A 24,088-nucleotide genomic window follows, 5' to 3' on the forward strand; every position below is an offset into this window, starting at 1 on the left:
CGGCAACGTACGCTGGAGGAAAGGGAGGTGAGACGGTGTTGATCTCGATCGCACGGCGCGTGAATGACCAGCGCACCCTCACCCGCACCCTTCTCACCGTCGTCGCCGTCGCCCTGTCCGTGATCTTCGGGCTCTTGGCGATGCACTCGATGAACACGCACACCATGCCCTCCGGGCACAGTGAGACCATCGCCGTCGCACCCGCGCAAGCCGACGCTCACCCCGCACACGCCTCAGACGAAGCCGCAGCGGTGGATGAGGCAGGTTGTGCGACGTGCTCTGACGATCACGGCATGGCGTGGATGGCCTGCGTTCTCGCGCTCCTGATCGCCGTCGTGCTGGTCGCGCGACCATCCACCTGGTGGCGTGCACTCACCGAAAACCCTGGCACGCTCCTTTCACGCTTTGCGTTTCGCGGCGCGCTGTATCCGCTGCGGCCGCCGTCTCTCACCGTTCTCTGTATCAGTCGCACCTGATGGCTGACGTGCCCGCGTTCTGCGGGCAACGCCCCTTCGCCCAGCCTGGTCTCGCTGGGCGCCGTCATCGACTCTTGGAGAGAACCCCTCATGAAGACCCGTTTTGCGGCGACCGCCGCACTTACCCTCACTGCTGTGCTCGCCCTTGCCGGCTGCGCTGGAAACACCTCCGGCGGCGGCGATATGCCCGGTATGAATCACGAGAGCAGCAGCTCCGCCCCGGCGTCCGCGGACGCCAATGACGCCGACATCACGTTCGCCAGCATGATGAAAGAGCACCACGCTCAGGCCATCGAGATGTCTGACATGCTCCTCAGCAAGGACGGCGTCGACGACCGCGTCGCCGCCCTCGCGGAAGAGATCAAGGCCGCTCAGGGCCCCGAAATCCAGACGATGGACAAGTGGCTCGAAGAATGGGGCGCTGACACCTCCGACATGGAAGGCATGGACCACGGCGGCGGCATGATGTCCGACGACGACATGCAGGCCCTCGAAGATGCCACCGGGCCCGACGCCAGCCGCTTGTACCTCGAGCAGATGATCCAGCACCATCAGGGTGCCGTCAAAATGGCCCAAGAAGAAGTCGACAACGGTCAGAACAGCGACGCGGTCGCCCTGGCCGAAACGATCATCGAGGCACAAACCACCGAGATCGCCACGATGGAAGACCTCCTCGCCACGCTCTAATCCACAGACGGGGGCGGGACTCTCTCCCGCCCCCACTCTGGTTCTGCCCTCACAACTCACACCCGCACGCCCGTGACCCCGCTGGTTCTCATCCCGTGACGTACCCGCGCACTCGCCTGCTTTCTCACGTCGGAGCTTCATGAACCGCTACTCACCCCTACCCGCTCTCGCGATCGCCCTCGCAGCCGTCGTCCTCACCGGATGCGCCGCACCACAAGCCACCGGCATCAACGCAGTTCCCCCCGTCATCGAACACATTCACGGCGTCGCCGCAGATCCACGTGGGGACAACCTCTTCGTAGCCACCCACGCAGGAATCTTCACCCTCACACCCGCTGGCACGATAAGCGGACCCATCGGAGGGCACGACTTCGACGCGATGGGCTTCACCGTCCTCGACGACGCCCTCTTCGCCTCCGGACACCCCGGCACCCAAACACCGGCCGAGCTCGGCGCCCCGAACCTGGGCGTCATCCGCAGCGACGACTTCGGCGAAACATGGTCGCCAATCGCCCTCAACGGCACCACCGATTTCCATGTCCTCACCGCCGGACCAAACGGCACCCTTTACGGCATCGCCTCCGACAGTGTGGACCTGCTCGTCAGCACCGACGACGGCCAGGAATGGACCCGCGGCGCCACACTCGCCGCAGTAGACCTCGCCGCCACCAACGACGGCCTCTACGCGGCCGCCGAAGAAGGGCTGCTGGTCAGTACCGACAACGGTGTCAGCTTCACCCCGGTCGCAGACGCCCCCTTGCTCTATACCCTCGACTCGCGGCCCGACGGCTCGCTCGCGGGAATCGGAACGGACGGTGCCCTCTGGTCACAGAACACGGAGGGAACCTGGGAGCGCCTCGACGCTCTCCAAGGGGCCGCGCAGGCCTTCACCGTCCTCGATGACGACCTTTTCGTCGTGGTTGACGATCGCGGGATCGTTCAGATCACGCCCGACGACACAACCGTCCTCGCGCCCGCCCGATAGGGCAACACCTATAGAACGGCCGACCATGACCCCGCGCCGCAACCCCTTCCGCCGCATGCCCGTCTTCATCGCGTGCGCCACGATTCTCGCCGTGCTAGTCGCCCTCGCGAGCTTCTACCTCATCGGAGCCACGTTCACATGATCCACCGGCATCCCATCCACCCCCGCGAGCCAAGCGCAACCGCCCGGTCGCCTATGCGCACCAGTCGGCCGACACCTTACCGACATCACTATCGACTCGTCCGGCTAGGAGCCTTCATTCTCCTTGCCGCCCTTGCACTGACCGCGATCCATTTCCTCATCGACACAACTGCCCCCGAACAACGGTCACTGTGGGTGTACACGCTCGGAAGCTACGAAACAGCGCTCATCCTCGTGATCATCGGACTCGCACTCGTGCTCCGCGAGCCCCCGGGAGGCACGGATGGATCTCGATAGCTATGGGGCAACACCCTCTGGTCCATCGTCCCCACCATCGGCGTCGTCGGACGCAGGAAAGTGGCGAACAACAGCGGCATCAGTGCCGGTGCGATCGAGTGCTCAAGGGTCGGAGCGGCTTGCCGCGTTTTCGGCCCTACGGTCGCTCCGAAGGCGATAGCGCCGATGTAGTGAGCAAGTTGATGAGTGTTCTACCACCTCACAAGGGATCTGACCCTGTGGTCACATCGCCGGCGCGGGTCATGAGGAGTGCTCCGGTGATCGCAGCGGTGAACATCACGATGTCGGCGATGTTCCCGATGAACCAGTTTCCGTAAGCGAGGAAGTCCACGACGTGTCCGCGGGCGAATCCAGGGTCCCGAAACAGGCGGTCGCCTGCGTGTGAGGCTGCGGCCCCACCGAGCGCGCCGATGATGATCGCCCATCCCGGCCGTTGAATTCGGAACGCGAAAACGATTGCTGTGACGGCAGCGGCGACAGCGATCAGCGCGAACACCCAGGTAAAGCCCTCCCCAAAGGAGAATGCCGCCCCGGGGTTATACGCGAGTTGCAGGCCGAGCAGGTCGCCCACCACCGGGATGCGCTCGCGCTCCGAGAGGGTAGCTTCGGCCCATATTTTCGTCCCCTGATCGATCAGAACGACGACCAGCGCGATCAGGAGCGCTCCACCAGTGAGCCGCCAGCGCCGCGCCGACGGCAACTTTCGCGCAGCGGACGACTGAGCCTCTGCCCCGGACGACGTCATGCGAGGACCTCAATCAGGCGGACGATGACGCCCGATTCGATCAGGATAAACAGGCCCAGACCAATGAACACGGCCGGAACGAGCCAGTGCTCGATACGTTCCAGTCCCTCAGTGACTGCCTTGTTGGTGCCGATCAGCCGTCCGGCGGCGCACCAGACCGCGACCAGGATGAGGAACACGACGATCATGACGGCGACGTCGCCCGGCGCGCTGGTGCGGAAGATCGGCGTGTACAGGGAGATGTTGTCCGCCCCGTTGGCGATCGTGATCCCCGCTACACCCCACAGTCCGACCGCGGTGATCTTGGCGTCGTCGTCATCGTCATCGCCGTTGCGACGGAGGCCGCGGACGAGCGTCCAGATGCCGATGCCGAGCGGGATCAGACCGAGGAAGCCGACCCATTCGTCCGGGACGATCGTGAGTCCGAGCGCGGCGATCACGCTGATCAGGACGAGGGTGATGAACCCGAGGTATTGGCCTGCGACGATTTGCCACGGTCGGGGTTTGCCTCGGCTGGAGGCAAGGAACAGCACGGTGAGCACGACGATGTCGTCAATGTTGGTTGCCGCGAACAAGCCGATCGCTGATCCGATGGTGGCGAGCATCAGCCCTCCAACCGTGGTGTGCGGGTGCGGGCGGCACGTAGGCCGTTGAGGATCACGATGACCTCGGCGACCTCGTGGACCAGGACGACGGCCGCGAGCCCCAGGACGCCGAAGAGTGCGAGCGGGAGCAGTGCGGTGATGATCAGCAGCGACAGGATGATGTTCTGGTTGATGATCCGTCGACCGCGGCGGGCGTGATCAAATGCCCGCGGGATGAGGCGCAGATCATGTCCGGTGAAGGCGACGTCGGCGGATTCGATCGCCGCGTCGGAGCCGGTCGCGCCCATCGCAATACCGATGTCCGCGCCAGCGAGGGCCGGGGCGTCGTTGATGCCGTCGCCGATCATCGCGACCGGCCCCGCCTTCGACAGCTCCCCGATCGCGGCCGCCTTGTCTTCGGGGCGCAGTTCGGCTCGCACCTCGCTGATCCCGGCCTGCGCAGCCAGTGCACGGGCGGTGCGGGCGTTGTCGCCGGTGAGCATCGTTACGCCGATGCCTTGACCGGTGAGGGTCCGGACAACGTCGGGGACTTCGGGGCGCAGCTCATCGCGGACGCCGATCGCTGCGACCGGTGACCCGTCACGATGCACGATCACCACGGTCATGCCTTGCTCTTCGAGCCCCGCGACCGGCTCCACGAGTTCGCCGGCGTTCAGCCAGCGGGGGCTGCCGACGGTGATTCTCGATCCGTCGACGGTGCCATCGATGCCGTGCCCGGCCTGCTCGGTCACATCTGCAGCTGCCGGAGTACCCGGGGCGGCGGCGGTGATCGCAGACGCGAGAGGATGCGTGCTGTGCTGCTCCAACGCCGCAGCCCAGGCCACCGCCTGAGCCTCCGTTACACCACCGGTGGTCAGGACGGCGGTGACCGCGGGCTCGTTGCGGGTGAGGGTGCCGGTCTTGTCGACGGCAACGTGCCGTATGGTGCCGAAGCGCTCGAAAACGGCACCGGACTTGATGATCACACCGAACTTGCTCGCCGCACCGATCGCGGCGACGACCGTCAGCGGCACCGAGATTGCGAGCGCACACGGGCTGGCCGCGACCAGCACAACGAGCGCCCGAGTGATCCACACCTCTGGATCTCCCAGCAGCGACCCGATAATAGCGACGAGCGCCGCGAGGATCAGAACGCCGGGCACGAGCGGGCGGGCGATCCTGTCCGCCAGACGAGCACGCTCGCCCTTCTCGGTCTGCGCTTTCTCTACCAACTCGACGATCGTCGTGAGCGAGTTGTCGATGCCGGCAGCGGTCGTCTCGACCTCCAGCGCGCCGGCGCTGTTGATCGCGCCGGCCGACACCGCATCGCCGGGCTCGACCTCGACAGGGATCGATTCCCCGGTGATCGCCGATGTGTCCAGGCTGGAGCGACCAGAACGCACGATCCCATCGGTCGCGATCCGCTCGCCGGGGCGGACCACCATGACCTGGCCAACCATCAGCTCTCGCGCCGGCACCTGCACAGCGGCGCCGCCCTGCAGCACGGTTGCTGTCTCCGGTACGAGCTTCAACAGTGCACGCAGCCCGCCGCGGGCGCGGTCCATCGCCTTGTCCTCGAGCGCCTCAGCGATCGAGTACAGGAACGCCAGAGCTGCAGCCTCCTCCACGTAACCGAGGATGATTGCACCGATGGCACTGATTGTCATCAGCAGACCGATGCCGAGCTTGCCTTTGAACAGTTTCCGAATCGCGCCAGGGGTGAACGTCGACGCGCCCAGCAGTAAGCCGATCCAAAACAGCGCGAGCGCCGGGATCTCGAGGCCGGACCACTCGAAGATCAGACCGGTCAGGAACGCAACGCCGGAAAAGACCGGCACCATGATCCCGCGGTCCCTCCACCAGGGCCGCTCAGCCTCTTCGTGTTCCTCTGCCGCAGTGGTGGCAGGCTCGTGCTCGCACCCGCACGCCGCGCTCACGCGTCAGCCCCCGCTCCGCAGCAGCCCGGCACCGTGCAGGCCGAGTCCACGCACGGCGCGTGCTCGTCAACAGCCAGCGTCACATCCACAAGTGCAATGAGGGCTGCGGCGAGATGAGGGTCGGCGATCTCGTAACGGGTCTGCCGGCCCTCAGGCTCGGCGACAACGATCCCGCAGTCGCGCAGGCAGGTGAGATGGTTCGACACGTTGGACCGCGTCAGCTCTAACTCGCGCGAGAGGACTGCCGGGTAGCTCGGGCCGCCGAGCAGAGTCATGAGAATCCGAGAGCGCGTAGGATCAGCCATGGCGCGGCCGAGCCGATTCATGACATCGAGACGAGAAGCAATAGTCAGCATAAGCTGAACTATACAGTGACTACTGACCTATTGCCTACGCGGTCCACCTAATATGCCTCGGGGCATGGAGCCCGCAAGCACGCCGCCGCCCAAAATGTACAGTCGAGCTCGACGAGTCTCTGGCATGGGTCGTCTTCTGGTTCCGGATGCACTCCGCGGGTTCGCGATTGTCGCGATGCTCATCGCGCACGCGGCTCCTTTCGTGCCGAACGCACCGTGGGCGGTGCAGTTCATCACCGCGAACTTCAGCAGTGTCGCGTCGCCGCTCTTCGCGCTCGTCATGGGCATGTCGGCGGAGCTTGTGTGGCGACGCGGCGGCCCCGTGGGGGTGACGTTGCTGCAGCAGACTCTGCGTGGCCTGTTCCTCATCGTCCTGGGTGTGTGGATGGCCACGTGGGGCTCTGGCTGGCGGTCATCCTCAGCTACCTTGGACTGCTCATCATCATCGGCGCGCCCCTTCTACTCCTGCGCAGCTCAGTCGTGATCGCCGCGACTGCGGTCCTCTTCCTAGCCAGTCAGCCATTGCTGAGCGTCGCACGCACCTGGATTTGGGTCTACACCGCGCCACCGCCCGTACGTGAGGTCATGACCTGGATGTTCCTCGGCCCTCAGTATCGGGTGGTCAACCTGTTACCGATGTTCCTCATCGGCGCCCTGTTGATCCGTCACGGCTTGAAACGCGATCGCTTGTTGTGGATCATGGCGGCCGTGGCACCGTTGGCGTATCTTGCCTGGGGGTTCGGGCAGCGCTTCGGCACGGTGTTGTCCGGGGACTACCTGGACTCTCTGAGAGATATTGGCCTGGTGTTCGCCGTCTACGTCTGCGTTGTACTTGGGGCTAATGCACGGCGGGAGCATACAGAGCGCTTTTGGGGCGCTGTCTTTGTTCCCCTGTCCGCGTGCGGTCGGGTGGCGTTGTCCCTGTACATACTGCACGGCGGCCTCATCGCACTCTGGAGTAACGCGTATGGCCGCCCGGTCGAGAACTTCTACTTGGGCTGGCTGGTGATCGTTCCGGGCATGATCGTGGTGGGTTGGCTGTGGTGGCGGTTCGTCGGAACTGGCCCAGTTGAATGGGTGATGGGCTGGCTCAGCGGACGTCCCAAGACTTCCTCGTTTCGCCGGTAGAACAAGCGCGTGGCTCACGGGTTCGCAAGGAATCTCGATTGGTAGGGCTGGTAGCATCCTGAGGTCATGGTCGTCCACGGTCGCACTCGCAACTGCGCCAGCCGCACCGACGATTTCCTGATAACGAAGATCATTACAGCCCTCGGACTGGCGCTTCTTCTCGTTGTCGGAGCATGGCCGGGCGGCCATCGTGACGCGACGGATGCGACTCAGTATCTGAGCACGACATCCTCGTCGTCACTAGGGACGCCTTCGACTGGCCAGGTTTCGGCTGGTTCGGATGAAAGGGTTGTCGGCACGACCGCCGAACAGGTCGTGGCCGGGGATACCGCGAACGACATCGTGATCGGCGTTGCCGGGTGCCTCTTGGGTATCCTCTGCTGCTTCTTGGGGCTCATCGTCACGCGGACCTTCCGCCGTCACGTCCCCTCTCACGTTCGCGAACGTTTGCCGCGCGCACCATCACCGGCGGCCATGACGGGGCGCCTGTTCGCCTTGCCTCCTTCTCTCACACAGCTTTCTCTGTCGCGGACCTGACTCTGGCGGCGCCATCTCTTCGATGGCGCTCCACTGATCGTCCTCGTTCGTTGTGTGTGTCTGGAGTGTCTATGAAATCTTCCGTGAAAGCGGTACTCGTCACCGTGGCTATCGCCGTGGTGTTGCTGATAATCGCGCTGGTCTTCGTCCTCACCAATCAGAGTCGAGCCGCCGCACCCGAGACGGGGACCGCTGACGGTCCCCAGGTCGTCCGTGAGAACTCGCATGTCCTCGATGACGGTGGAGAAGGGGCGGTGACGGTTGTCGAGTTCCTCGATTTCGAGTGCGAGGCATGCGGTGCTTTCTATCCGCTCGTCGAGGATCTCCGCGGCAAGTTCGATGGCGAGATCACGTACGTGATCCGCTACTTCCCGCTGCCGGGTCACTTCAACTCGAAGAACGCCGCAATCGCTGCCGAAGCCGCAGCACAGCAGGGACGGCTGGAAGACATGTATCACCGCCTGTTCGAGACGCAGCCTCAATGGGGTGAGGCTCAAGAGTCGCGTGCGGACCTGTTCCGGGGGTTTGCGGAGGAGCTCGGATTGGACATGGCCGCGTTCGATGATGCTGTCGCTGATCCTGCGACAGCAGAACGAGTCCAGTTCGATCTAGACGAGGGTGAGCAGCTCGGTGTCAGCAGTACCCCCTCGTTCTTCATCGATGGGGAGCCTGTCGTGCTGGAAACGTGGACCGACCTGGAGGACAGCATCGAAGCCGCGGTGAACGGTGCTGAATGATGGCGCGTTCGCTATCGCACCGTCGCGTCATCATCGTCGGCGCCGGGCACTCCGGATTGGCTGTGGCCGCCGCGCTCAGGGCCTCCGGGCTTGAGCCACAGAAGGACTTCGTGATCATCGATTCTGCACCCCCTGGTCAACGAAGCTGGACTACACGGTGGCAGTCGATGAAACTGCGCAGCGCGGCACGCCACAGTGTCGTCCGCGGGTTCCCTTTCCCGGGCGATGGAGACCGTCATCCGAGTGCGGATGAGATGTCCGATTACCTGTCTTCGGTGGAGAGAGCCCTCGGTGTGAAAACGGTGTGGGGCACCCGTGCGCTGGGAGTCGCCCGGTTGGGCGACGGATCCACGCTGCATTTGTCGACCTCCGCCGGGGAGGTGCAAACCCGAAATGTGGTCTGTGCAACGGGTGCTGCCGCAGTGCCGCGCATACCGGGCTGGCGCCAGGAACTGGCAGTCCCCGGTGCTGTGCTGCATTCCAGCCAGTACCTCTACCCCGCGCAGATACCTCCCGGCCGCGTGTTGATCGTTGGCGGTGGATACAGCGGAGTGGAGATTGCTGAAGAATTGGCTTCCTCCCACGACGTCACCCTCTCGACTCGAGCGGAACCCTCACGGGTATCAGAGCGGCCCGTCTGGTCAAGGCTGCGACGTAAGGGTCCAATGTCCGAGGCACGCCCCCGCGTAGATTCGACAGACGTCACTCATGCCGCCGCCGTAACAGAGGTTCACGGAGACACTGTGATGTTCGCCGATGGGGCGTCTATGAAGCCGCATTCCGTGATCCTTGCGACCGGGTACACGCCGGCAGACGCATGGCTACCCGATTCGGAGCCGCCCGGTCAGTCTTTGCAGGTCAGTGCACGCATCCCGGGACTATTCACTGCTGGCATGCCGCGATACTCCCGAGCGGATGCGGACACCCTCGCTGGGGCGGGTCGCGATGCGGCGACCGTCGCCCGGCTCATCGTTGGACGGCCGTAAAGGAGCACCATGACAGAAACAGGACACAGTCACGGTATTGGTGACGCCACTCCCCGCAATCGCCTAGTCATCGCGTTCGCGATCACCTCTTCGGTCTTCATCATCGAAGTGATCGGGGCGATCATCACGGGCAGCCTCGCACTGCTCGTTGATGCCGCGCACATGCTCACCGATGTCATCGGGTTGGCACTGGCCGTCACCGCTGCACATCTGATGAACCGTCCCCCGACTGCCAAATACACCTTCGGTCTTCAACGCACGGAGGTGCTCGGTGCGCTCGCTCAAGCAGCTCTGCTGCTCGGAGTGGGCATCTTCGCGCTCGTGGAAGGCGTACGGCGGCTGTTCGAGCCGCCTGAGATCGCCTCGGGGAGCCTGCTGTTCTTCGGCATCGTCGGTCTCGTCGCCAATATCGCCTCCATGCTCGTGTTGTTCAGCGGCCGCGGACGCAATCTCAACATGCGCGCCGCGTTCCTCGAGGTCGTCAACGATGCCCTCGGTTCCGTCGGCGTCATCGCCAGCGCCATCCTCATCGCCGTTTTCGGGTGGTATCAGGCGGACGCCGTCGCGGGCGTCTTGATCGCGCTGCTCATCATTCCCCGCACCCTGATCCTGTTGCGAGCATCCGGTCGGGTGCTGTTGGAGTCCACACCTGCCGGCCTCGATCTCGAGGATGTCCGCCGCCACATCCTTGCCCTTCCGCACGTGGTCGCGGTGCACGACCTCCACGCAACCCAGGTCTCGACCGACCTCCCCACGCTCACCGCCCATGTGGTGGTCGATGACACCGTCACGATGGAAGCTTCCGCCGCACTGCTGACATCACTTCAGCAATGCGTCAGCGAACACTTCGCCGTGAGCATCGAACACTCCACCTTCCAGATCGAACCCGAATCCCACCCCGGAGAGCACGACACCCATGCATAAACGCCTCTCGGCACGCACCACTGCCGTCCTCACCACCCTGTTGTTGTCGGCATCCGTCGTACTCGGGACTGCATCTCCGGCCGCCGCTCATGACGACTTCGTCTCGTCGTACCCCACCGCCGACTCGACAATCAACGGCTCTCCCGACGAGATCTCTCTGATGTTCACCGGAACCGTCACCGGTGGTGACGACGCAACGGTCGTCGAGGTTATCGATGAAAGCGGAGCAAACGTCGCCGTCGACCCGCCAACGGTGAGCGGTGACTCGATCACTCAACACCTCTCCCCCGACGCCGCAACCGGTATCTTCACCGTCCGCTGGAAGACCATCTCTGCCGACGGACACCCGATCAGCGGAGAGTACGTGTACACCGTCGCACCCGCGACGGGCACGGAAATCAGCACACCGACCGCAAGCCCCACCCCTGAAACCTCCCCAACGGAGGAACCAGAACCGGCCCGACCCGCGCAAACATACGGTGGCACGGCATCCGGCGGCGGCGCTTTCGAACTGCTACCCCTGTTCTTCCTCTCGGGTCTGGCACTGATTCTGGGGATCGGCGTCGTGGGAGTAGTTATGGCCGGGCGCCAGCGTCACCAGCGCGACCGTGCACAGGCCGCCAAAGATGCCGCGGCTGCGGAGAACGACGCCGATGCGTGATCGATTCCGCCGGTCGGCCGTGATGCTCATCGTCGCCGCCATCGTCATCCTGATCGATCAAGGCACCAAAACCCTTGCTCTGAACACGTTGCGGCAAGATGCGCGTATACCGCTGATCGGTGACTGGCCCGGTCTTCAACTGGCCTTCAACCCCGGGGCGATCTTCTCGCTCGGAGAAGGCTCCACATGGGTCATCACCGTCATTGGGGTCGCTGTCACCGCGGTCCTTATCGGCGCCGCCACCCGAGCCCGGAACATGTGGTCGGCGGTCGGTTTCGGTTTCATCGTGGGAGGTGCGATCGGGAACCTCATCGACCGCTTGTTCTCGCCGCCCGCGTTCGGAATCGGGCACGTCACCGACTTCCTCGCGTACGGGAACCTGTTCATCGGCAACCTCGCCGATGTCGCTCTCGGCATCGGTGCCGTGTTCCTCATCGTCGCGGGTCTGCGCACGAGCCGTCGCCGGCAAGACCCCGCATCCCGCCCCGATCCCGTCGACCCTGTACCCGCCGAAGAAACGGTTCACCCATGAGTCCCAAAGAACGCGTCCCCTCCAAATATCAGCGGAACGCCCTGGCCCCCAGCCTCGTCGCCGCCGCGATCCTGTTCCTTGCACCGGCGCTTTTCCAGGCGAACTGGGCACCCCTCGTCCTCTTCATCGCCTCAATTTTCGGGCTGATCATTGCGTGGTTTGCGCTGCAGGCACGCCACTGGTGGTGGATCCCGGTCTTCCTCGCGATCGCCGTGCTCTGGAATCCGGTGATGCCGTTCCCCTTCTCCGGTGTCGTATGGACCACAGCACAGCCCATCGCGGCCGTGGTGTTCCTGGCAGCGGGGGCGACGATCAGGGTGATCCGGAAGTGAGCGGCGTGAGCTTCGTGTCACGACCATGCGTGTGAGCGACGAGATCCCCAACAGCCCCCCGTCGCTGCAGGCGTTCCTCGCACCGGCCGATATTCCGCTTCCGGTGCTGCCCGTCGTCGCCGGGATCATCGCCGCGCTGTATCTCGTCGGAGCAATCCGATTGTGGACGCACGGGCGTCGTTGGCCCGTGTGGCGGACGGTCAGCTTCCTGCTTGGGTGCGCTCTCCTTGCGGCGGTCACCGGTCTGGGCGTTGAAACGTATGGCCAGGCGCTGGTGTCCGTTTTCATGTTCCAGCAGCTCACTTTGATGATGATGGTGCCGCCGTTACTGGTCCTCGGCTCTCCCGGAACCCTTCTTCTGCGAGCAACGCCGCATCATGGAGCGGGACGGGCAGTCCTCCAAGCGGCCCATGGTGCTCTTCGAAACCCGGCCGCGAGATGGGTACTCAGTCCGTGGGCCACTGTCCCGCTCTACCTGTTCGCGTTCTACGGCATCTACCTTGCGGGTGCTGCCGATGCCATCCTCACCATGCCCGGGGGTCACGTCGCGCTCGAGGTCGGATTCCTCCTCGCCGGCATGCTGTTCACCATCCCGATCTTGTCCTCCGATCCTCTGCCAGTCAGGTTGGGTCATGCTGCGCGTGCGCTGGACGTGTTTGCCGAAGCCGCGCTGCATGCGTTCTTCGGGGTATTCCTGATGATGGCCAGTACGATCCTGGTCGGCTCGTTCGTCGCTCCCACAGAGGCGCTGGGCATCGATCCCCTCGCCGACCAACAGCTTGCCGGCGCCCTGGCATGGTCCTACGGTGAAGCCCCGACCGTGCTGATGTTGATCTACGTGATGCATCGTTGGTTTCGCAGCGACACTGCTCGTGCGGCCGCGGCCGACCGGTACGTCGACGTGCATGGGAACGCCGACCTCGACTCGTACAACGCCTACCTGAAAAAACTGAGCTCTCATGACCGTGACCGCTGACCCGTTGGTGAGACGCGCCCTCTCCGTTCGATCAAGGTGCGGCGACCACAGAGCGCGCGATGCGCGCCCGCCTGTTGCGGTGCCGTTTCCCGTAGCGATCGTCGCGTCCGCCATCGCAGGAGGAATACTGGATCTCGCGTACCCCGCATTCGGGTGGTGGCCCGCAGCGTTCGTAAGCGTAACCATCGGGCTGTGGACGCTCCGCGGACGATCCCTACCCGGGGGGTTCCTGATCTCCCTCATCTACGGCGCGGCCTTCTTCTTCACCCACGTGGTCTGGGTGTCACGGTTTCTCGGACCCATCCCGTGGGTTGCGCTGGCCGGCTTGGAATCGCTGCTGTTCGGTGCCGGCGGCGCGCTGATCGCACTCGCCTATCGAGTCACCACCACCCGGACCGGATACGGGTACCGCGCGATCACCCCCGTGCTCGTCGCCGGGGTGTGGGTGCTGCGGGAAACGCTGATGGGGAATGCGCCGTACACCGGGTTCCCGTGGGCGCGCGTCGGTTTCAGCCTCGCCGAAAGCCCGCTCGCGGAAGCTGCTTCCTGGATGGGAACAACCGGGCTGTCCTTCCTGACAGTCCTCGTCTGCGCGAGCGTCGTGGAAGCCCTCACCCTCCGCCGATGGCAACCGGGAGCAGCCGCCGCGATCACCGTCGTCGCCGCGATAGCCGTTCCTCTGTTCCCCACCGAGCAAGCGGGAAGCCTGCGCGTCGGATGGGTGCAGGGCAACGGCCCCAGCGGCTACTTCGACACCAAGACGACCGGTGACATCCTGCGCGCACAGGAAGAAGCGACCGCTCCTCTCCTGGGACGGGAGATGGATCTTCTCGTCTGGCCAGAAGGGGCCGTCGACGCCGATCCCCTGCGCGATGACATCGTCGCAGGCCGCCTGAATCAACTCGTGCAAAGTGTCGGCGCTCCGGCGCTGGTGAATGCGGCGACCACCCGTGGAGCCGACACGTTCAACACCTCCATCCTGTGGACGAGCGCCGGGCCGCAGCAGCTCCACGACAAGGCCAACCCTGTCCCTTTCGGCGAATACGTCCCCGACCGTTGGTTCTACGAAGCCATCGCCCCCGACCTCATCGGGCTGATTCAACGCGAGTACACGCCCGGCTCCAACACACCCCTCATGAACGTTGGCGATGTCCCCATCGGTCTGGCGATCTGCTTCGACGTCATCTACGACGACGTCATCTACGAAAGCGCGTCATCTGGCGCGCAGATGTTCGTGTTTCAAACCAACAACGCGGACTTCAGAGGCACCGACGAGAACCTCCAACAGCTGGCCATCGCTCGCATGCGCGCGATCGAAACGGGGAGAAGTGCCGTGAACGTCTCCACGACCGGGACCAGTCAAGTCCTCGGGAGCGATGGGCAGGTGTTGGCTCAGGTGGCGGTGGACACGACCGCGGCGAAGACCACCGAGGTCCCCCTCCGTACCGGCACGACCCTCGCTGTCGTGCTGATGCCGTGGCTCGGCTGGACGCTCAGTGTCGGAACCGTACTGGCCCTGCTCGTCATGTCGATCCGACAGCGGCACGCGGATGCTCACTCCCAGGGAGATGGATGGATGAAGTTGTGAAGTTCAAGATTCTCACCTTTACCGTGGCGGTATGCGCGCTGCTCGTGCTCAGCGGCTGCGCACCCACCGTCCACCTCGAGCCCGCAGCAAACGCGAATGACCCGCTGTGCGCGGAGGTCACCGTGCGACTACCGGACTCGATTGGCGATCAGGCTCGCGTCTGGACGGACGCTCAGGCCACGGCAGCATGGGGTACCCCCAGCAGCGTGCTCCTCACCTGCGGCTTGGAGGCCCCGGCCCCCACCACGCTGCAATGTGTCAGCTTGGGTGGCGTCGACTGGATCGTCGATGAGGAGGAGACCCCGAATCTGCGGCTCACAACCTACGGCCGGGAGCCGGCTGCCCAGGTGTACGTGGACACCACCACCCTGTCTGCAGACACGGTTCTTGAATCTCTCGCCGGGGCGATCCAGCAACTCCCGAAGACCGGTGAATGCACGGCGCCTGTGACGGAAGACCCAGACGTCGCGGACGATGAAACGGGAGGTTCCGCTCCATGAATCCCGTCGTTCTCCGGATCGTTGGACCGACGACCCTCGTTGTCGCGGCACTCATCGCTGTGGTGGTCGGACTCGTGATCGGTGGAGGAGCTGCACCGAGACTCACCAGCGACCCTGGAGCGATCGTGCGATGGGGACTCCCCGCCGCGAAACTGTTCGTCAATCTCGCCGGTGCGTCGATGCTCGGGCCCCTGGTATTGGCGGTGTTCGCTCTCCCATCGGCAGGGAAGCCTTTCACCGTCGCGCTCGATGTTGCCTCTGCCGGCGCCGCGACCCTCACCATCACAAGTGGGGTGGTGGCTTTCCTCACCTTCCTGTCGTCATTCAATCCGCAAGTGAACCTGAGCGCCGAGTTCGGTGCGCAGCTGGGCCGCTTCCTCCTCGACACGGAGCTAGGACGATCATGGCTTATCACCGCGATCCTCGCCTCGGTCGTGACAGTCCTCGCATTCGCTGTGCGCAGCTACGGTGCAGTGCTGATCACAACCGTGCTCGCGGTCATCAGTCTGATACCCATGGCCACCCAGGGCCATTCGGGTGAGCTCGCCAACCACGATCCCGCTGTCATGTCCCTCGTCCTGCATGTCATTGCGGCCGCGATATGGCTCGGGGGCCTCATCCTGCTCGTCGTCGTGCGACCGATCAGCTCTCCGCACGAACTCGACAACATGCTCCGCCGGTACTCGACGGTGGCCCTCATCGCGTTCATCGGCGTCGCTGTCTCGGGATACGCGCGGGCGCTCACGGCCCTCGGCCGGTGGGAGGGCGTGGCCTCACCGTACGGCCTCATCCTCCTCACAAAAATCGGCGCTCTTCTGGTCATGGGAGTGCTGGGCGCCACCTACCGCCGTCGACTCCTCGCCAAGGCCAGCGAGGGCCGTGGCGCCTTCTGGATGATCGTGTGCGTCGAACTCGGTTTCATGGGTATTGCGAGCGGGGCCGCCGCCGCCCTCGCCCGCACCGCCGCCCCCGCCGATACGATCGCGCTGCCGCAGAACACGGCCGCGGAAATCCTCACCGACGCACCCGTCCCGATCGAACTCACCCTGCAGCGATGGTTCACGGCGTGGAGCCCCGACCTCCTCTGGGTGCTCGTCGCGGGTTTCGGAATCGTCTTCTACCTCGTCGGCGTGCGACGCGCTCAGCGCCGCGGGTATCCGTGGCCAGCCCGGCGGACAATCAGCTGGATTGTAGGGATGGGGGTGCTTCTGTGGACGACCAGTGGACCGCTCGCCGCCTACGACGACGCGCTCATCAGTATGCGATTCTTCTCCTTCGCTCTCCTCAGCCTCGCGATCCCCTTGCTCCTTGTCTTCGCGGCGCCCGTCACCCTCGCAACCTTGGTCATCCATCCACGGGACGATGGAAGCCGAGGACCGCGGGAATGGCTTCTCTGGGCCGCCCACAGCCCGCTGGCACGGTTTACTCTGCGCCCCGTCGTCGCCGCGGCTCTTTTCGCCACGTCGCTGTGGGTATTCCACTATTCCGACCTGTTCCGATGGTCGCTCTACGACCAGCTCGGCGCGGAATGGATGATCAGCCAGCTCCTCGTCACCGGATGTCTCTTCGTACGATCGCTCGCCCTCAACGCGTCCACGACCCCCGAGGGGCGGTGGCGTTTACCCTCGCTCATCGCGCTCACAGGCGTGGCCACCTTCTTTGGCATCGTCACTATCACTCGCTCCGACCTCATCGTCGCGGAGTGGTTTGGTGCCATGGGGCGGACGTGGGGGCCCGCCCCCCTCCAGGACCAGGCCCTCGCCGGAGGCGCCACCTTGATGATCGCCGGAACGCTCGCAATCCTCACCGGCTTCTCCGTCCTCCACACGAAACGCAACAACAGACCTACCGACAGCACCCCCGTGCCCGGCGTACGAAAGGACCCGCACCTGTGACCTCCTCCCGCCGCACCCGCTGGCTCGCCAGCACCCTTCTTGCCCTCATCGCCCTAGGAATCGTGGCTGCCCCTGCCCCTGCAGCTCTCGCGCACGACAACCTCCTGGGGACCGTGCCCGGGGCAGACGAAACTGTCATTCAACTTGACGACGTCGCTCTCACGTTCAGCGGGGAACTCATTGACTTCAGCCAGGCGAGCTTCGCCCAAGTACAAGGCCCCGACGGCCTCTTCTACGAATCCAGCTGCTCCACCGTCGACCGCAACATCCTCACCACCCCGGTCGCACTCGGAGAACCGGGCGTCTACACCGTGCTGTGGAACGCCGTGTCCAGCGACGGTCACCCTATCTCCGAGACCTTCACATTCACGTACGCTCCCACCGGCATCGAGCCGGGACTGGGGTGGAACAAACCAGCATGCGGGAACGAACAATCACGGATCCAACCAGCAAAGGCGTCACCCTCCGCCACGCCAACCACCGAACCTCCCGCAGCGGACACCACTCCACCGGCGGCATCCGCAGGCGAGAACGAGGTGACTTCGATCGCGATCCCGCTCATCATCGCCGTCGCTGTCATCGGTGCCGCGGTGATCACCGCCACCGTTGTCGCACGGCAAGTGAAGAAGAAACGCCACGGGTTGAGCGCCGACGTTCACTCGGACACGAAAGAGTGAGCTTCGTGTCAGGGCAGTCGAGCTCGAGAGCGGGGCGTCAGATTTGGGCCGCAGATCAGGGATCGCGGGCGAGTCTGCGCCGCTTGGGCGACCACGCACGGACGATAGACCAGACGGCAGGCAACGGGAGCATGGCTAATCTGCGCGCCCCTGGCCGCAGAATCCATGAGGCCGAGCTCAAGGAGAGGGCACAGTGAACGATCGAAGCGTCTCTGCGGCTACGGAGGCGGCCGAGGAATGCGGGTGTGCGCCCACGCCGGCCGAGCGCGATTCGTTCTGGAAGCTAAGTGTTACTCGACGTGGTGCTTTCGGACTCGGCGCCCTCGGCGTCGCTGCATTCGCTGCCTTCGGTATCGGCTCCGGCGTCTCAGCGGCGTACGCTGCGTCGTACCCGAGTTGGGACGATGTACAACGCGCCAAGAACAACGAAGCTGCCAAGGCTGCCGAGATCACGCGCATCGAAGGGCTGATCGAGTCCTTGACGCAGAAGGTCGCCGAGACTCAGGCTGCCGCCGATACAGCCTCCGACGAGTTTTATGCGGCGCAGCAGGAATACTTCGCTGCGATCACGGAAGCCGAGAGCCTGCAGGCGCAGGCGGACGAACAATCAGCGATTGCCGAAACTTCTGCGCGCAGGGCGGGCCAAGTCGCGGCACAGCTCTACCGCAACGGTGGAGACGATTCAGCACTTCAACTGTTCTTCTCCGGTTCCGCGGCCAATGCCGATGAGCTGCTGTCCCGTCTGGGCACCATGGACAAGCTGCTCGAGTACAACCAATCGGTCTACGATGACGCTATTTCGGCACGCAACACCGCCCAATCGCTGACGGATCAGGCAAAGGTCGCCCGCGACGAACACGTCCGCCTGCAGCAGGTTGCAGAGCAGAAGATGATCGCCGCACAGGAAGCGGCCGACGCTGCCCAGGCCGCTCTCGATGAGCAAGCCGAGAACCTCGAGACCATGCAGGCTCAGCTCGCCGCCCTCAGGGACACCACTACGCAGACGGTCGCCGGTTACCAGGCCGGTGTAGCCGCACGCGAGGCCGAAGAGCGAGCCCGCCGCGAACGCGAAGCCGCCGAAGCGGCAGCCAACGGTGGCGGCAACGGTGGCGGCGGAGGCTCCGCCGGAAGCGGCGGTTGGGTCCGACCCCACGGGGGCGGCCGCAGCTCAAGCTACGGTCCTCGCACTCCGATCTGCGGCTCGCAGGGCTGCTCGTCGAGCTACCACTACGGTGCGGATCTGGCCAACGGTTGCGGGGCGGCGATCTACGCCGCCAACTCCGGAACAGTGGACTACGCCGGCGCCAACGGTAATTACGGCAACTACGTTCGCATTCAGCACGGCGGAGGCATCAGCACCGGCTACGCGCACATCAAACCCGGAGGTATCGTCGTCGGTCGAGGCCAGTGGGTCAACTCCGGCCAAGTCATCGCCTACGCCGGCGACACCGGCCGATCCTTCGGCTGCCACCTCCACTTCGAGGTCTACATCAACGGCGGATACACCAACCCCGTCCGATTCATGGAAGACCGCGGCGTCTACATTTAAGGCTCCGATACGGATCGCGAAGTGGCTCCGTCGACGTGAGCACTCGGGTCGAGAGGGCTGCTCCAGAAGTGACTCGCGACATCCTTGCTAAGGATCTCAGAGAGGGAGGATGACGGTGCCCATTACCGCCGTCAGTCGCGACATGATGTCGGTCCACAGCCCGGTCACCATCAGGATGCCGAGGGCGATCAGCAGGATGCCGCCGCAGACGTTCACCACCCGGATGTGACGACGGAGGAACTCGACTGTCTTCGCCGCCCAACCGAATCCGAGTGCAACCAGCAGGAACGGGATGCCGAGGCCAAGCGAATACGCGAGGCCAAGGAAGCCGGCCCGGACAGGGTCGCCCGCGTTGAACGAAAGCGCGATGATCGCGGCCAGCGTCGGACCCATGCATGGCGCCCAGCCGATACCGAGTGCCACTCCGAGTAGCGGCGCCCCTATGATTCCTGCCCGGGAGCCGACGTGGAAGCGGACCTCGCGCTGGGCGAAGCTGAACAGTCCAAGGAAGACGAGCCCCATGAGGATGACGACGACTCCGAGGATACGTGTGATCACGTCGCCCCAGCGGAGGAAGAACACGCCAGCCGTCCCGCCCAGCGCAGTGACGAGAACGAAGACGACACTGAAGCCAAGGATGAACAGCAGCACGCCGGCTACAAGCTGACGGCGCCCGGGCGCGACTGCGTTCGTCGCCCCACCCTTCGAGCGAGGCGTGACCGCCCCGCCAAGGAAGCCGAGATAGCCGGGGACCAGCGGGAGCACGCAGGGCGACAGAAACGACACGAGACCGGCGAGCATCGCGATGGGAACTGCGAGCCAGAGCGCACCAGACCCGATGATGGTGTCGGCGTTCACGGTGTCTCCGCCAGAGCGTCCTTGACGAGCGTCGAGAGGATCGAGGTGCCGTCGATGGGTCCGATGATGCGGGCGGCGACACGGCCCTGTCTGTCGAGAACGAGAGTCGTCGGTGTCGCCTGGATCGGCACGACCTTGGAGAAAGCGAGTTTCGCCTCAGCCGTGTTCACGTCGATCAGGCTCGGGTAGGTGACGCCGAACTCGTCAGAGAAGGCCTGGGCAGTATCGGCCTGATCGCGGGTATTGATGCCGATGAAAGCTACATCTTCGCCGCTGTACTCCTGCCAGACACTCTCGAGATCCTTCGCCTCGACGCGGCACGGCGCGCACCCGGCGTACCAAAAGTTGACCACCGTGACCTTGCCAGAGTTGTCGGCACTGTCGAACTCATCGCCAGTTTCAGTAATGCCGCTGAAGACGACCGGTTCGCTCCGCTCGGCCACCGGAATCTCGACAATCGCGCCGTTGGCGGCTACATAGCCGGTGTTCTCGCCCCGCAGGAAGGAATCGCTGACCGGATCCGGCGCACACCCGCTCAGGCCGATCGCGAACACCGCAGCGAACATGAGTCCGACCGACCCACGAACGGTACGGAATTGCGGGTTTCGGGACATGTTTCGCACTCTATGCAGATCACCTATGCGTCCGCCGAGCCCCAACTATTTCGCGATCTCGAGGCCGCAATCCAAACGCCGCTCTAGAACACATTGAACGCCGCCGATAGGCGCGGTTCGCGCTCCCATGCCTGGGTTGCGACCTGGACGGCGTCCCATGGGGAGCCGAGCGGGGGTGTGTAGGAGAGGTCGAGGTCACTCATTGCTGCGACGGTCATTCCGTGGTGCAGCGCTGTGGCGTAGGTGTCGACGCGCTTGGAGATTTCCGCACCGCGGGTGCCGACGAGCTGCGCGCCGAGCAGACGGCCATCTCGGGTGTCTCCGGTGATGCGGATGTTGATGGGCGTCGCGCCCGGGTAGTACCGCTTGTGGTCGTCCGCGATCGCGGTGTGACTGTGTGGTGCGAAGCCTGCGGCAGCTGCTTCGTGGTCGCGGAGGCCCGTGCGAGCTGCAACGAGGTCGAAGACCTTCACGACCTGCGTGCCGAGGCTCCCTGCGAACCGTGTATCCCCGCCGATTGCGTTCTCCCCTGCGACGCGTCCTTGCTTATGCGCCGTGGTGCCGAGAGGAAGGTATGTGACGCCGAGCAGGCGGTGGTGGGTGATCACCCCGTCGCCGGCCGCCCACACGTTCGGCAGACCGGTGCGCATCTGTTCGTCGACGACGACAGCGCCGCCCGCGCCCGTGGTTGCGCCGGCTGCGGTGAGAAGGCTGGTGTTGGGCCGTACGCCGACGACGACGAGCACCACGTCAGCGGTGCGAGAGAGGGCCTCTCCATCGTGAGTGCCGGTGACGGTGATCCTGCCGCCGTCACGGGCGACGGCTTCGACGCGCGTATCGGTGAGGACGTCGACGCCGTGTCGGGTGAGTTCGTCGTGGACGAGTGAGCCGAGTTCGGGATCGAGGGTGGAGAGGACTTCGGGGCCGCGCTGGAGTTGGGTGACCTGGAGGCCGCGCACAGTGAGCGCTTCGGCCATTTCGAGGCCGACGTAGCCAGCTCCTACGATGATTGCCGTCTCGGGCTGGTGCTCGTCGAGGTACTTCTCGAGCGCGAACGTGTCGCCCATCGAGTGCAGCAGGTGCACGCCGTCGTCGGGGCCGAGCTGGTCAAGCCCTGATATTCCGGCTGTCGACGGCGCTGCCCCCGTGCCGACCATGAGCTCGTCGTACGGGATGGTCGATTCCGTGCCGTCGGCGTCGCGGACGGTGAGCCGGCGGCTGTCGACGTCGATGCTGGTGGCGAGGGTGTCCAGACGGAGGTTCATGCCGGTGGCTTCGAGATCTGCGTGGGTGCGGTGGGCGAGCGACTGCCAGGGCTGCACCTCGCGGGAGAAGTAGTACGGGATGCCGCAGATCGAGAAGTTCGGGTAGGCGTCGGCCACGACGACTGTGACATCGACGGACGGGTCGAGTTCACGGGCCCGGAGGGCGGTGGAGATTCCGGCGTCGCTTCCGCCGATCGCTACAAGATGCATGAAGGCGCCTTTCAGGGCTGGGTTTCGAGTTTCTGAGGAACCACGACGTCGCCGGCCGTGCGGGCGGCGATTGGATAGAGGGCGAGGAGCAGTGCGAGGCCGATGGCAGCCCCGACGAGCTGTGCAGCGATGAACGGCGCCACAGACGACGGTGCGATACCGGCGAACGTATCGGTGAACATGCGAGCGATCGTGACGGCGGGATTCGCGAACGATGTGGAGCTGGTGAACCAGTAGGCCGCGCCGATGTACGCACCGACCGCGGCGGCCGTGACCGACCCCTTTCCGGTGCGGGCGAGAGCGAAGATCAGCAGCACGAGCCCTGCAGTGGCGACCACTTCCCCGACCAGGTGCCCGCCTGTGGCCCGGTCGTTGGACGAGAACCCGGGGCCGGTGTCGAACATGACCCCCGCTAGCAGGGTGCCGGCGATGCCGCCGAAGATCTGCGCGAGCACGTACGCAGCGACGTCGCGCAACGGAAGCCCGGTGCTGGCGCTGCGGCCAAGCAGCCAGTCCGCGACCGTCACCACGGGGTTGAAGTGCGCGCCAGACACTGGCCCGAGCATCAGGATCAGCACCGTCAGACCGAGGGCAGTGGTCAGGCTGTTCTCCAGCAGCTGGAGGCCGACATCATCCGGGGACAACCGCTGCGCGGCGATACCGGAACCCACCACGATAGTGACGAGCAGACCAGTTCCAAGGAACTCGGCGGTAGCTCGGCGCAGAAGGTGTGGCCGCGCGAGGGCGGGGTGAGGTGTTTTCATGTCGGCTCATCTTGACCCGAACGGGGTACTTCAGTCAAGATTGAGACAATGAACACTGAACGAACTGACCAGGTGGAGGTGCGCGCCGCGAAGCACGCTGCGCTGAGCGACCCATCTCGCCTGCGGATCGTCGATCGTCTCACGCTGGGCGACCTCTCGCCCACCGAAATCGGAATGGCGTTGGGCCTTCCCTCCAACCTCGTCACCCATCATCTGAACGTGCTGGAGTCGGTGGGGATGGTCTCGCGGTCCCGCTCGGAGGCCGATAGACGGCGCAGCTACGTTCACCTCTCAGATAACGCACTCCGCGGGCTCACACCCGGCCGGGTCGAGCGCGCAGATCGCGTCGTGTTCGTTTGTACGGCGAACTCCGCCCGGTCGCAGCTCGCCGCGGCGTTGTGGTCGACCCGCAGCAGTATCCCCGCGACGTCGGGAGGAACGCACCCGACGGGGCGGATAGATCCGGGCGCAGTCGCCGCTGCCGATCGCTACACTCTCGCGCTGCACGATGAGGCACCCCGCGCTCTGACTTCGGTCCTGACCGATTCAGATTTCGTGGTGACGGTGTGCGACAGCGCCCACGAAGAACTCGGCGCCATCGGACACCTGCACTGGTCGATCCCCGACCCCGTTCGGATCGGCACCGATGACGCCTTCGACACCGCCTACGACGAGCTGGAGCGCCGCATCGCGGAACTCGCACCCCGGCTCGCCGCCAGCTGAAACCCAACCTGAAAGAGCCCCCGTGACTGACACCACTCCGACCGTCCTTTTCATCTGCCAGCACAACGCCGGCCGGTCGCAGCTCGGCGCGGCTCTCCTAGAGCACCTGGCCGGGGACCGGTTTCGGGCCACGTCTGCGGGCCTCTCCCCCGCCGACGAAGTGAACCCGGCCGTGGCCGACACTGTCGCAGAACTCGGAATGAAAATCACCGATCGCGTACCGCGCGCCGTCACAGTCGAAGACCTGGACGCCGCCGACCTCATCGTCCTTATGAAGCCCGGACTCACCCTGCCTTCCACCCCTCGCGGAAAGGTTCTGGAGTGGTCGTTCCCCAACCCCGAGTCCTGGGACGCCGAAGCAGTGCGCCCGCTACGGGAAGCGGTGGCCGAGAAGATTCGTACGACGATTCTCACCTGAGTTTCC

At 64.8% G+C, this 24,088-nt stretch carries 27 protein-coding genes; 19 read left to right on the plus strand and 8 right to left on the minus strand.

The annotated features are described in order from the left end of the window. The first annotated feature begins 35 nt into the window (after nt 1-35). The 3 genes from ABDC25_RS13000 (at nt 36) to ABDC25_RS13010 (ending at nt 2,148) form a co-directional block, all read left to right on the plus strand. The gene (locus ABDC25_RS13000) at nt 36-476 is read left to right on the plus strand and encodes a DUF6153 family protein (RefSeq protein WP_167255950.1); all 441 of its coding nucleotides are present in this window, start codon (nt 36-38) and stop codon (nt 474-476) included. A gap of 90 nt (nt 477-566) precedes the next feature. Further along, nucleotides 567-1,163, plus strand: a complete 597-nt coding sequence (locus tag ABDC25_RS13005) for a DUF305 domain-containing protein (RefSeq protein WP_167255948.1) — start codon at nt 567-569, stop codon at nt 1,161-1,163. Nucleotides 1,164-1,302: 139 nt separating this feature from the next. Next, nucleotides 1,303-2,148 carry a F510_1955 family glycosylhydrolase gene (locus ABDC25_RS13010; protein ID WP_347123138.1) on the plus strand — a complete coding sequence of 282 codons (846 nt, stop codon included), beginning with the start codon at nt 1,303-1,305 and terminating at the stop codon, nt 2,146-2,148. Between the two features lie 637 nt (nt 2,149-2,785). Here ABDC25_RS13010 and ABDC25_RS13015 read toward each other — a convergent pair. From ABDC25_RS13015 to ABDC25_RS13030, 4 genes are read right to left on the minus strand one after another with little or no spacing between them, the layout of a single operon-like run. Beyond that, entirely contained in the window at nt 2,786-3,331 is a 546-nt protein-coding gene (locus tag ABDC25_RS13015; RefSeq protein ID WP_167255944.1) for a signal peptidase II, read from the minus strand. Beyond that, on the minus strand, nt 3,328-3,936 hold the full coding sequence (locus tag ABDC25_RS13020; RefSeq protein ID WP_167255942.1) for a cadmium resistance transporter: 609 nt from the start codon (nt 3,934-3,936) through the stop codon (nt 3,328-3,330). Before ABDC25_RS13020 ends, ABDC25_RS13015 begins: the two co-directional genes overlap by 4 nt. Beyond that, on the minus strand, nt 3,936-5,852 hold the full coding sequence (locus tag ABDC25_RS13025; RefSeq protein WP_167255940.1) for a cation-translocating P-type ATPase: 1,917 nt from the start codon (nt 5,850-5,852) through the stop codon (nt 3,936-3,938). Before ABDC25_RS13025 ends, ABDC25_RS13020 begins: the two co-directional genes overlap by 1 nt. Next, a complete protein-coding gene (locus tag ABDC25_RS13030; protein ID WP_167255939.1) occupies nt 5,849-6,208 on the minus strand; it encodes a metalloregulator ArsR/SmtB family transcription factor in 360 nt (119 codons plus the stop codon). Before ABDC25_RS13030 ends, ABDC25_RS13025 begins: the two co-directional genes overlap by 4 nt. A gap of 393 nt (nt 6,209-6,601) precedes the next feature. On the opposite strand from ABDC25_RS13030, the gene ABDC25_RS13035 reads away from it, so the two are divergent. From ABDC25_RS13035 to ABDC25_RS13100, 14 genes are all read left to right on the plus strand, one after another. Continuing rightward, nucleotides 6,602-7,336, plus strand: coding sequence for a DUF418 domain-containing protein (locus ABDC25_RS13035; RefSeq protein ID WP_208323814.1), 735 nt, complete (start codon nt 6,602-6,604; stop codon nt 7,334-7,336). Between the two features lie 66 nt (nt 7,337-7,402). After that, a complete protein-coding gene (locus ABDC25_RS13040) occupies nt 7,403-7,873 on the plus strand; it encodes a hypothetical protein (protein WP_167255933.1) in 471 nt (156 codons plus the stop codon). Nucleotides 7,874-7,944: 71 nt separating this feature from the next. Beyond that, nucleotides 7,945-8,610, plus strand: coding sequence for a thioredoxin domain-containing protein (locus ABDC25_RS13045; protein ID WP_347123140.1), 666 nt, complete (start codon nt 7,945-7,947; stop codon nt 8,608-8,610). Beyond that, nucleotides 8,610-9,596, plus strand: coding sequence for an NAD(P)-binding domain-containing protein (locus tag ABDC25_RS13050; RefSeq protein WP_347126002.1), 987 nt, complete (start codon nt 8,610-8,612; stop codon nt 9,594-9,596). The genes ABDC25_RS13045 and ABDC25_RS13050 overlap by 1 nt, the downstream gene beginning before the upstream one ends. 9 nt (nt 9,597-9,605) lie before the next feature. After that, nucleotides 9,606-10,520, plus strand: a complete 915-nt coding sequence (locus tag ABDC25_RS13055; protein WP_167255929.1) for a cation diffusion facilitator family transporter — start codon at nt 9,606-9,608, stop codon at nt 10,518-10,520. Continuing rightward, a complete protein-coding gene (locus ABDC25_RS13060) occupies nt 10,513-11,181 on the plus strand; it encodes a copper resistance CopC family protein (protein ID WP_167255927.1) in 669 nt (222 codons plus the stop codon). Before ABDC25_RS13055 ends, ABDC25_RS13060 begins: the two co-directional genes overlap by 8 nt. Beyond that, entirely contained in the window at nt 11,174-11,713 is a 540-nt protein-coding gene (gene lspA / locus ABDC25_RS13065; protein ID WP_347123141.1) for a signal peptidase II, read from the plus strand. The genes ABDC25_RS13060 and lspA overlap by 8 nt, the downstream gene beginning before the upstream one ends. After that, nucleotides 11,710-12,045: a DUF6804 family protein gene (locus ABDC25_RS13070; protein ID WP_167255923.1), complete on the plus strand. Its 336-nt coding sequence runs from the start codon at nt 11,710-11,712 to the stop codon at nt 12,043-12,045. The genes lspA and ABDC25_RS13070 overlap by 4 nt, the downstream gene beginning before the upstream one ends. 25 nt (nt 12,046-12,070) lie before the next feature. Continuing rightward, a complete protein-coding gene (locus ABDC25_RS13075) occupies nt 12,071-13,021 on the plus strand; it encodes a cytochrome c oxidase assembly protein (RefSeq protein ID WP_167255921.1) in 951 nt (316 codons plus the stop codon). 79 nt (nt 13,022-13,100) lie between these two features. Continuing rightward, nucleotides 13,101-14,609 carry an apolipoprotein N-acyltransferase gene (gene lnt, locus ABDC25_RS13080; RefSeq protein ID WP_292776160.1) on the plus strand — a complete coding sequence of 503 codons (1,509 nt, stop codon included), beginning with the start codon at nt 13,101-13,103 and terminating at the stop codon, nt 14,607-14,609. Further along, on the plus strand, nt 14,594-15,109 hold the full coding sequence (locus tag ABDC25_RS13085; RefSeq protein ID WP_167255917.1) for a DUF3515 family protein: 516 nt from the start codon (nt 14,594-14,596) through the stop codon (nt 15,107-15,109). Before lnt ends, ABDC25_RS13085 begins: the two co-directional genes overlap by 16 nt. Beyond that, nucleotides 15,106-17,004, plus strand: coding sequence for a cytochrome c oxidase assembly protein (locus tag ABDC25_RS13090; protein WP_347123142.1), 1,899 nt, complete (start codon nt 15,106-15,108; stop codon nt 17,002-17,004). Before ABDC25_RS13085 ends, ABDC25_RS13090 begins: the two co-directional genes overlap by 4 nt. Before the next feature lie 62 nt (nt 17,005-17,066). Beyond that, the gene (locus ABDC25_RS13095) at nt 17,067-17,681 is read left to right on the plus strand and encodes a copper resistance protein CopC (protein WP_347126004.1); all 615 of its coding nucleotides are present in this window, start codon (nt 17,067-17,069) and stop codon (nt 17,679-17,681) included. A 193-nt stretch (nt 17,682-17,874) separates the two neighbouring features. Next, nucleotides 17,875-19,230 carry a peptidoglycan DD-metalloendopeptidase family protein gene (locus ABDC25_RS13100; RefSeq protein ID WP_347123143.1) on the plus strand — a complete coding sequence of 452 codons (1,356 nt, stop codon included), beginning with the start codon at nt 17,875-17,877 and terminating at the stop codon, nt 19,228-19,230. A 96-nt stretch (nt 19,231-19,326) separates the two neighbouring features. On the opposite strand, the gene ABDC25_RS13105 is transcribed toward ABDC25_RS13100, so the two are convergent. The 4 genes from ABDC25_RS13105 to ABDC25_RS13120 all read right to left on the minus strand — a co-directional run bounded on the left by ABDC25_RS13105 (nt 19,327) and on the right by ABDC25_RS13120 (nt 22,941). Beyond that, complete coding sequence (locus ABDC25_RS13105) at nt 19,327-20,088, minus strand: cytochrome c biogenesis protein CcdA (RefSeq protein WP_167255911.1); 762 nt, start codon at nt 20,086-20,088, stop codon at nt 19,327-19,329. Further along, entirely contained in the window at nt 20,085-20,702 is a 618-nt protein-coding gene (locus ABDC25_RS13110; protein ID WP_347123144.1) for a TlpA disulfide reductase family protein, read from the minus strand. The genes ABDC25_RS13105 and ABDC25_RS13110 overlap by 4 nt, the downstream gene beginning before the upstream one ends. A gap of 83 nt (nt 20,703-20,785) precedes the next feature. Further along, nucleotides 20,786-22,177 (minus strand): FAD-dependent oxidoreductase, encoded by a 1,392-nt coding sequence (locus ABDC25_RS13115; RefSeq protein WP_347123146.1) that lies wholly within the window; start codon nt 22,175-22,177, stop codon nt 20,786-20,788. Nucleotides 22,178-22,188: 11 nt separating this feature from the next. Beyond that, the gene (locus ABDC25_RS13120) at nt 22,189-22,941 is read right to left on the minus strand and encodes an MIP/aquaporin family protein (protein ID WP_120227542.1); all 753 of its coding nucleotides are present in this window, start codon (nt 22,939-22,941) and stop codon (nt 22,189-22,191) included. A 48-nt stretch (nt 22,942-22,989) separates the two neighbouring features. Here ABDC25_RS13120 and ABDC25_RS13125 point away from each other — a divergent pair, with 48 nt between their 5' ends. Next, nucleotides 22,990-23,664, plus strand: coding sequence for a helix-turn-helix domain-containing protein (locus tag ABDC25_RS13125; protein ID WP_347123148.1), 675 nt, complete (start codon nt 22,990-22,992; stop codon nt 23,662-23,664). A gap of 22 nt (nt 23,665-23,686) precedes the next feature. Beyond that, on the plus strand, nt 23,687-24,082 hold the full coding sequence (locus ABDC25_RS13130) for a low molecular weight phosphatase family protein (RefSeq protein ID WP_167255905.1): 396 nt from the start codon (nt 23,687-23,689) through the stop codon (nt 24,080-24,082). Nucleotides 24,083-24,088 lie beyond the last annotated feature (6 nt).

It is taken from the genome of Microbacterium sp. SY138 (genome assembly GCF_039729145.1).
GTDB lineage: Bacteria > Actinomycetota > Actinomycetes > Actinomycetales > Microbacteriaceae > Microbacterium > Microbacterium maritypicum_A.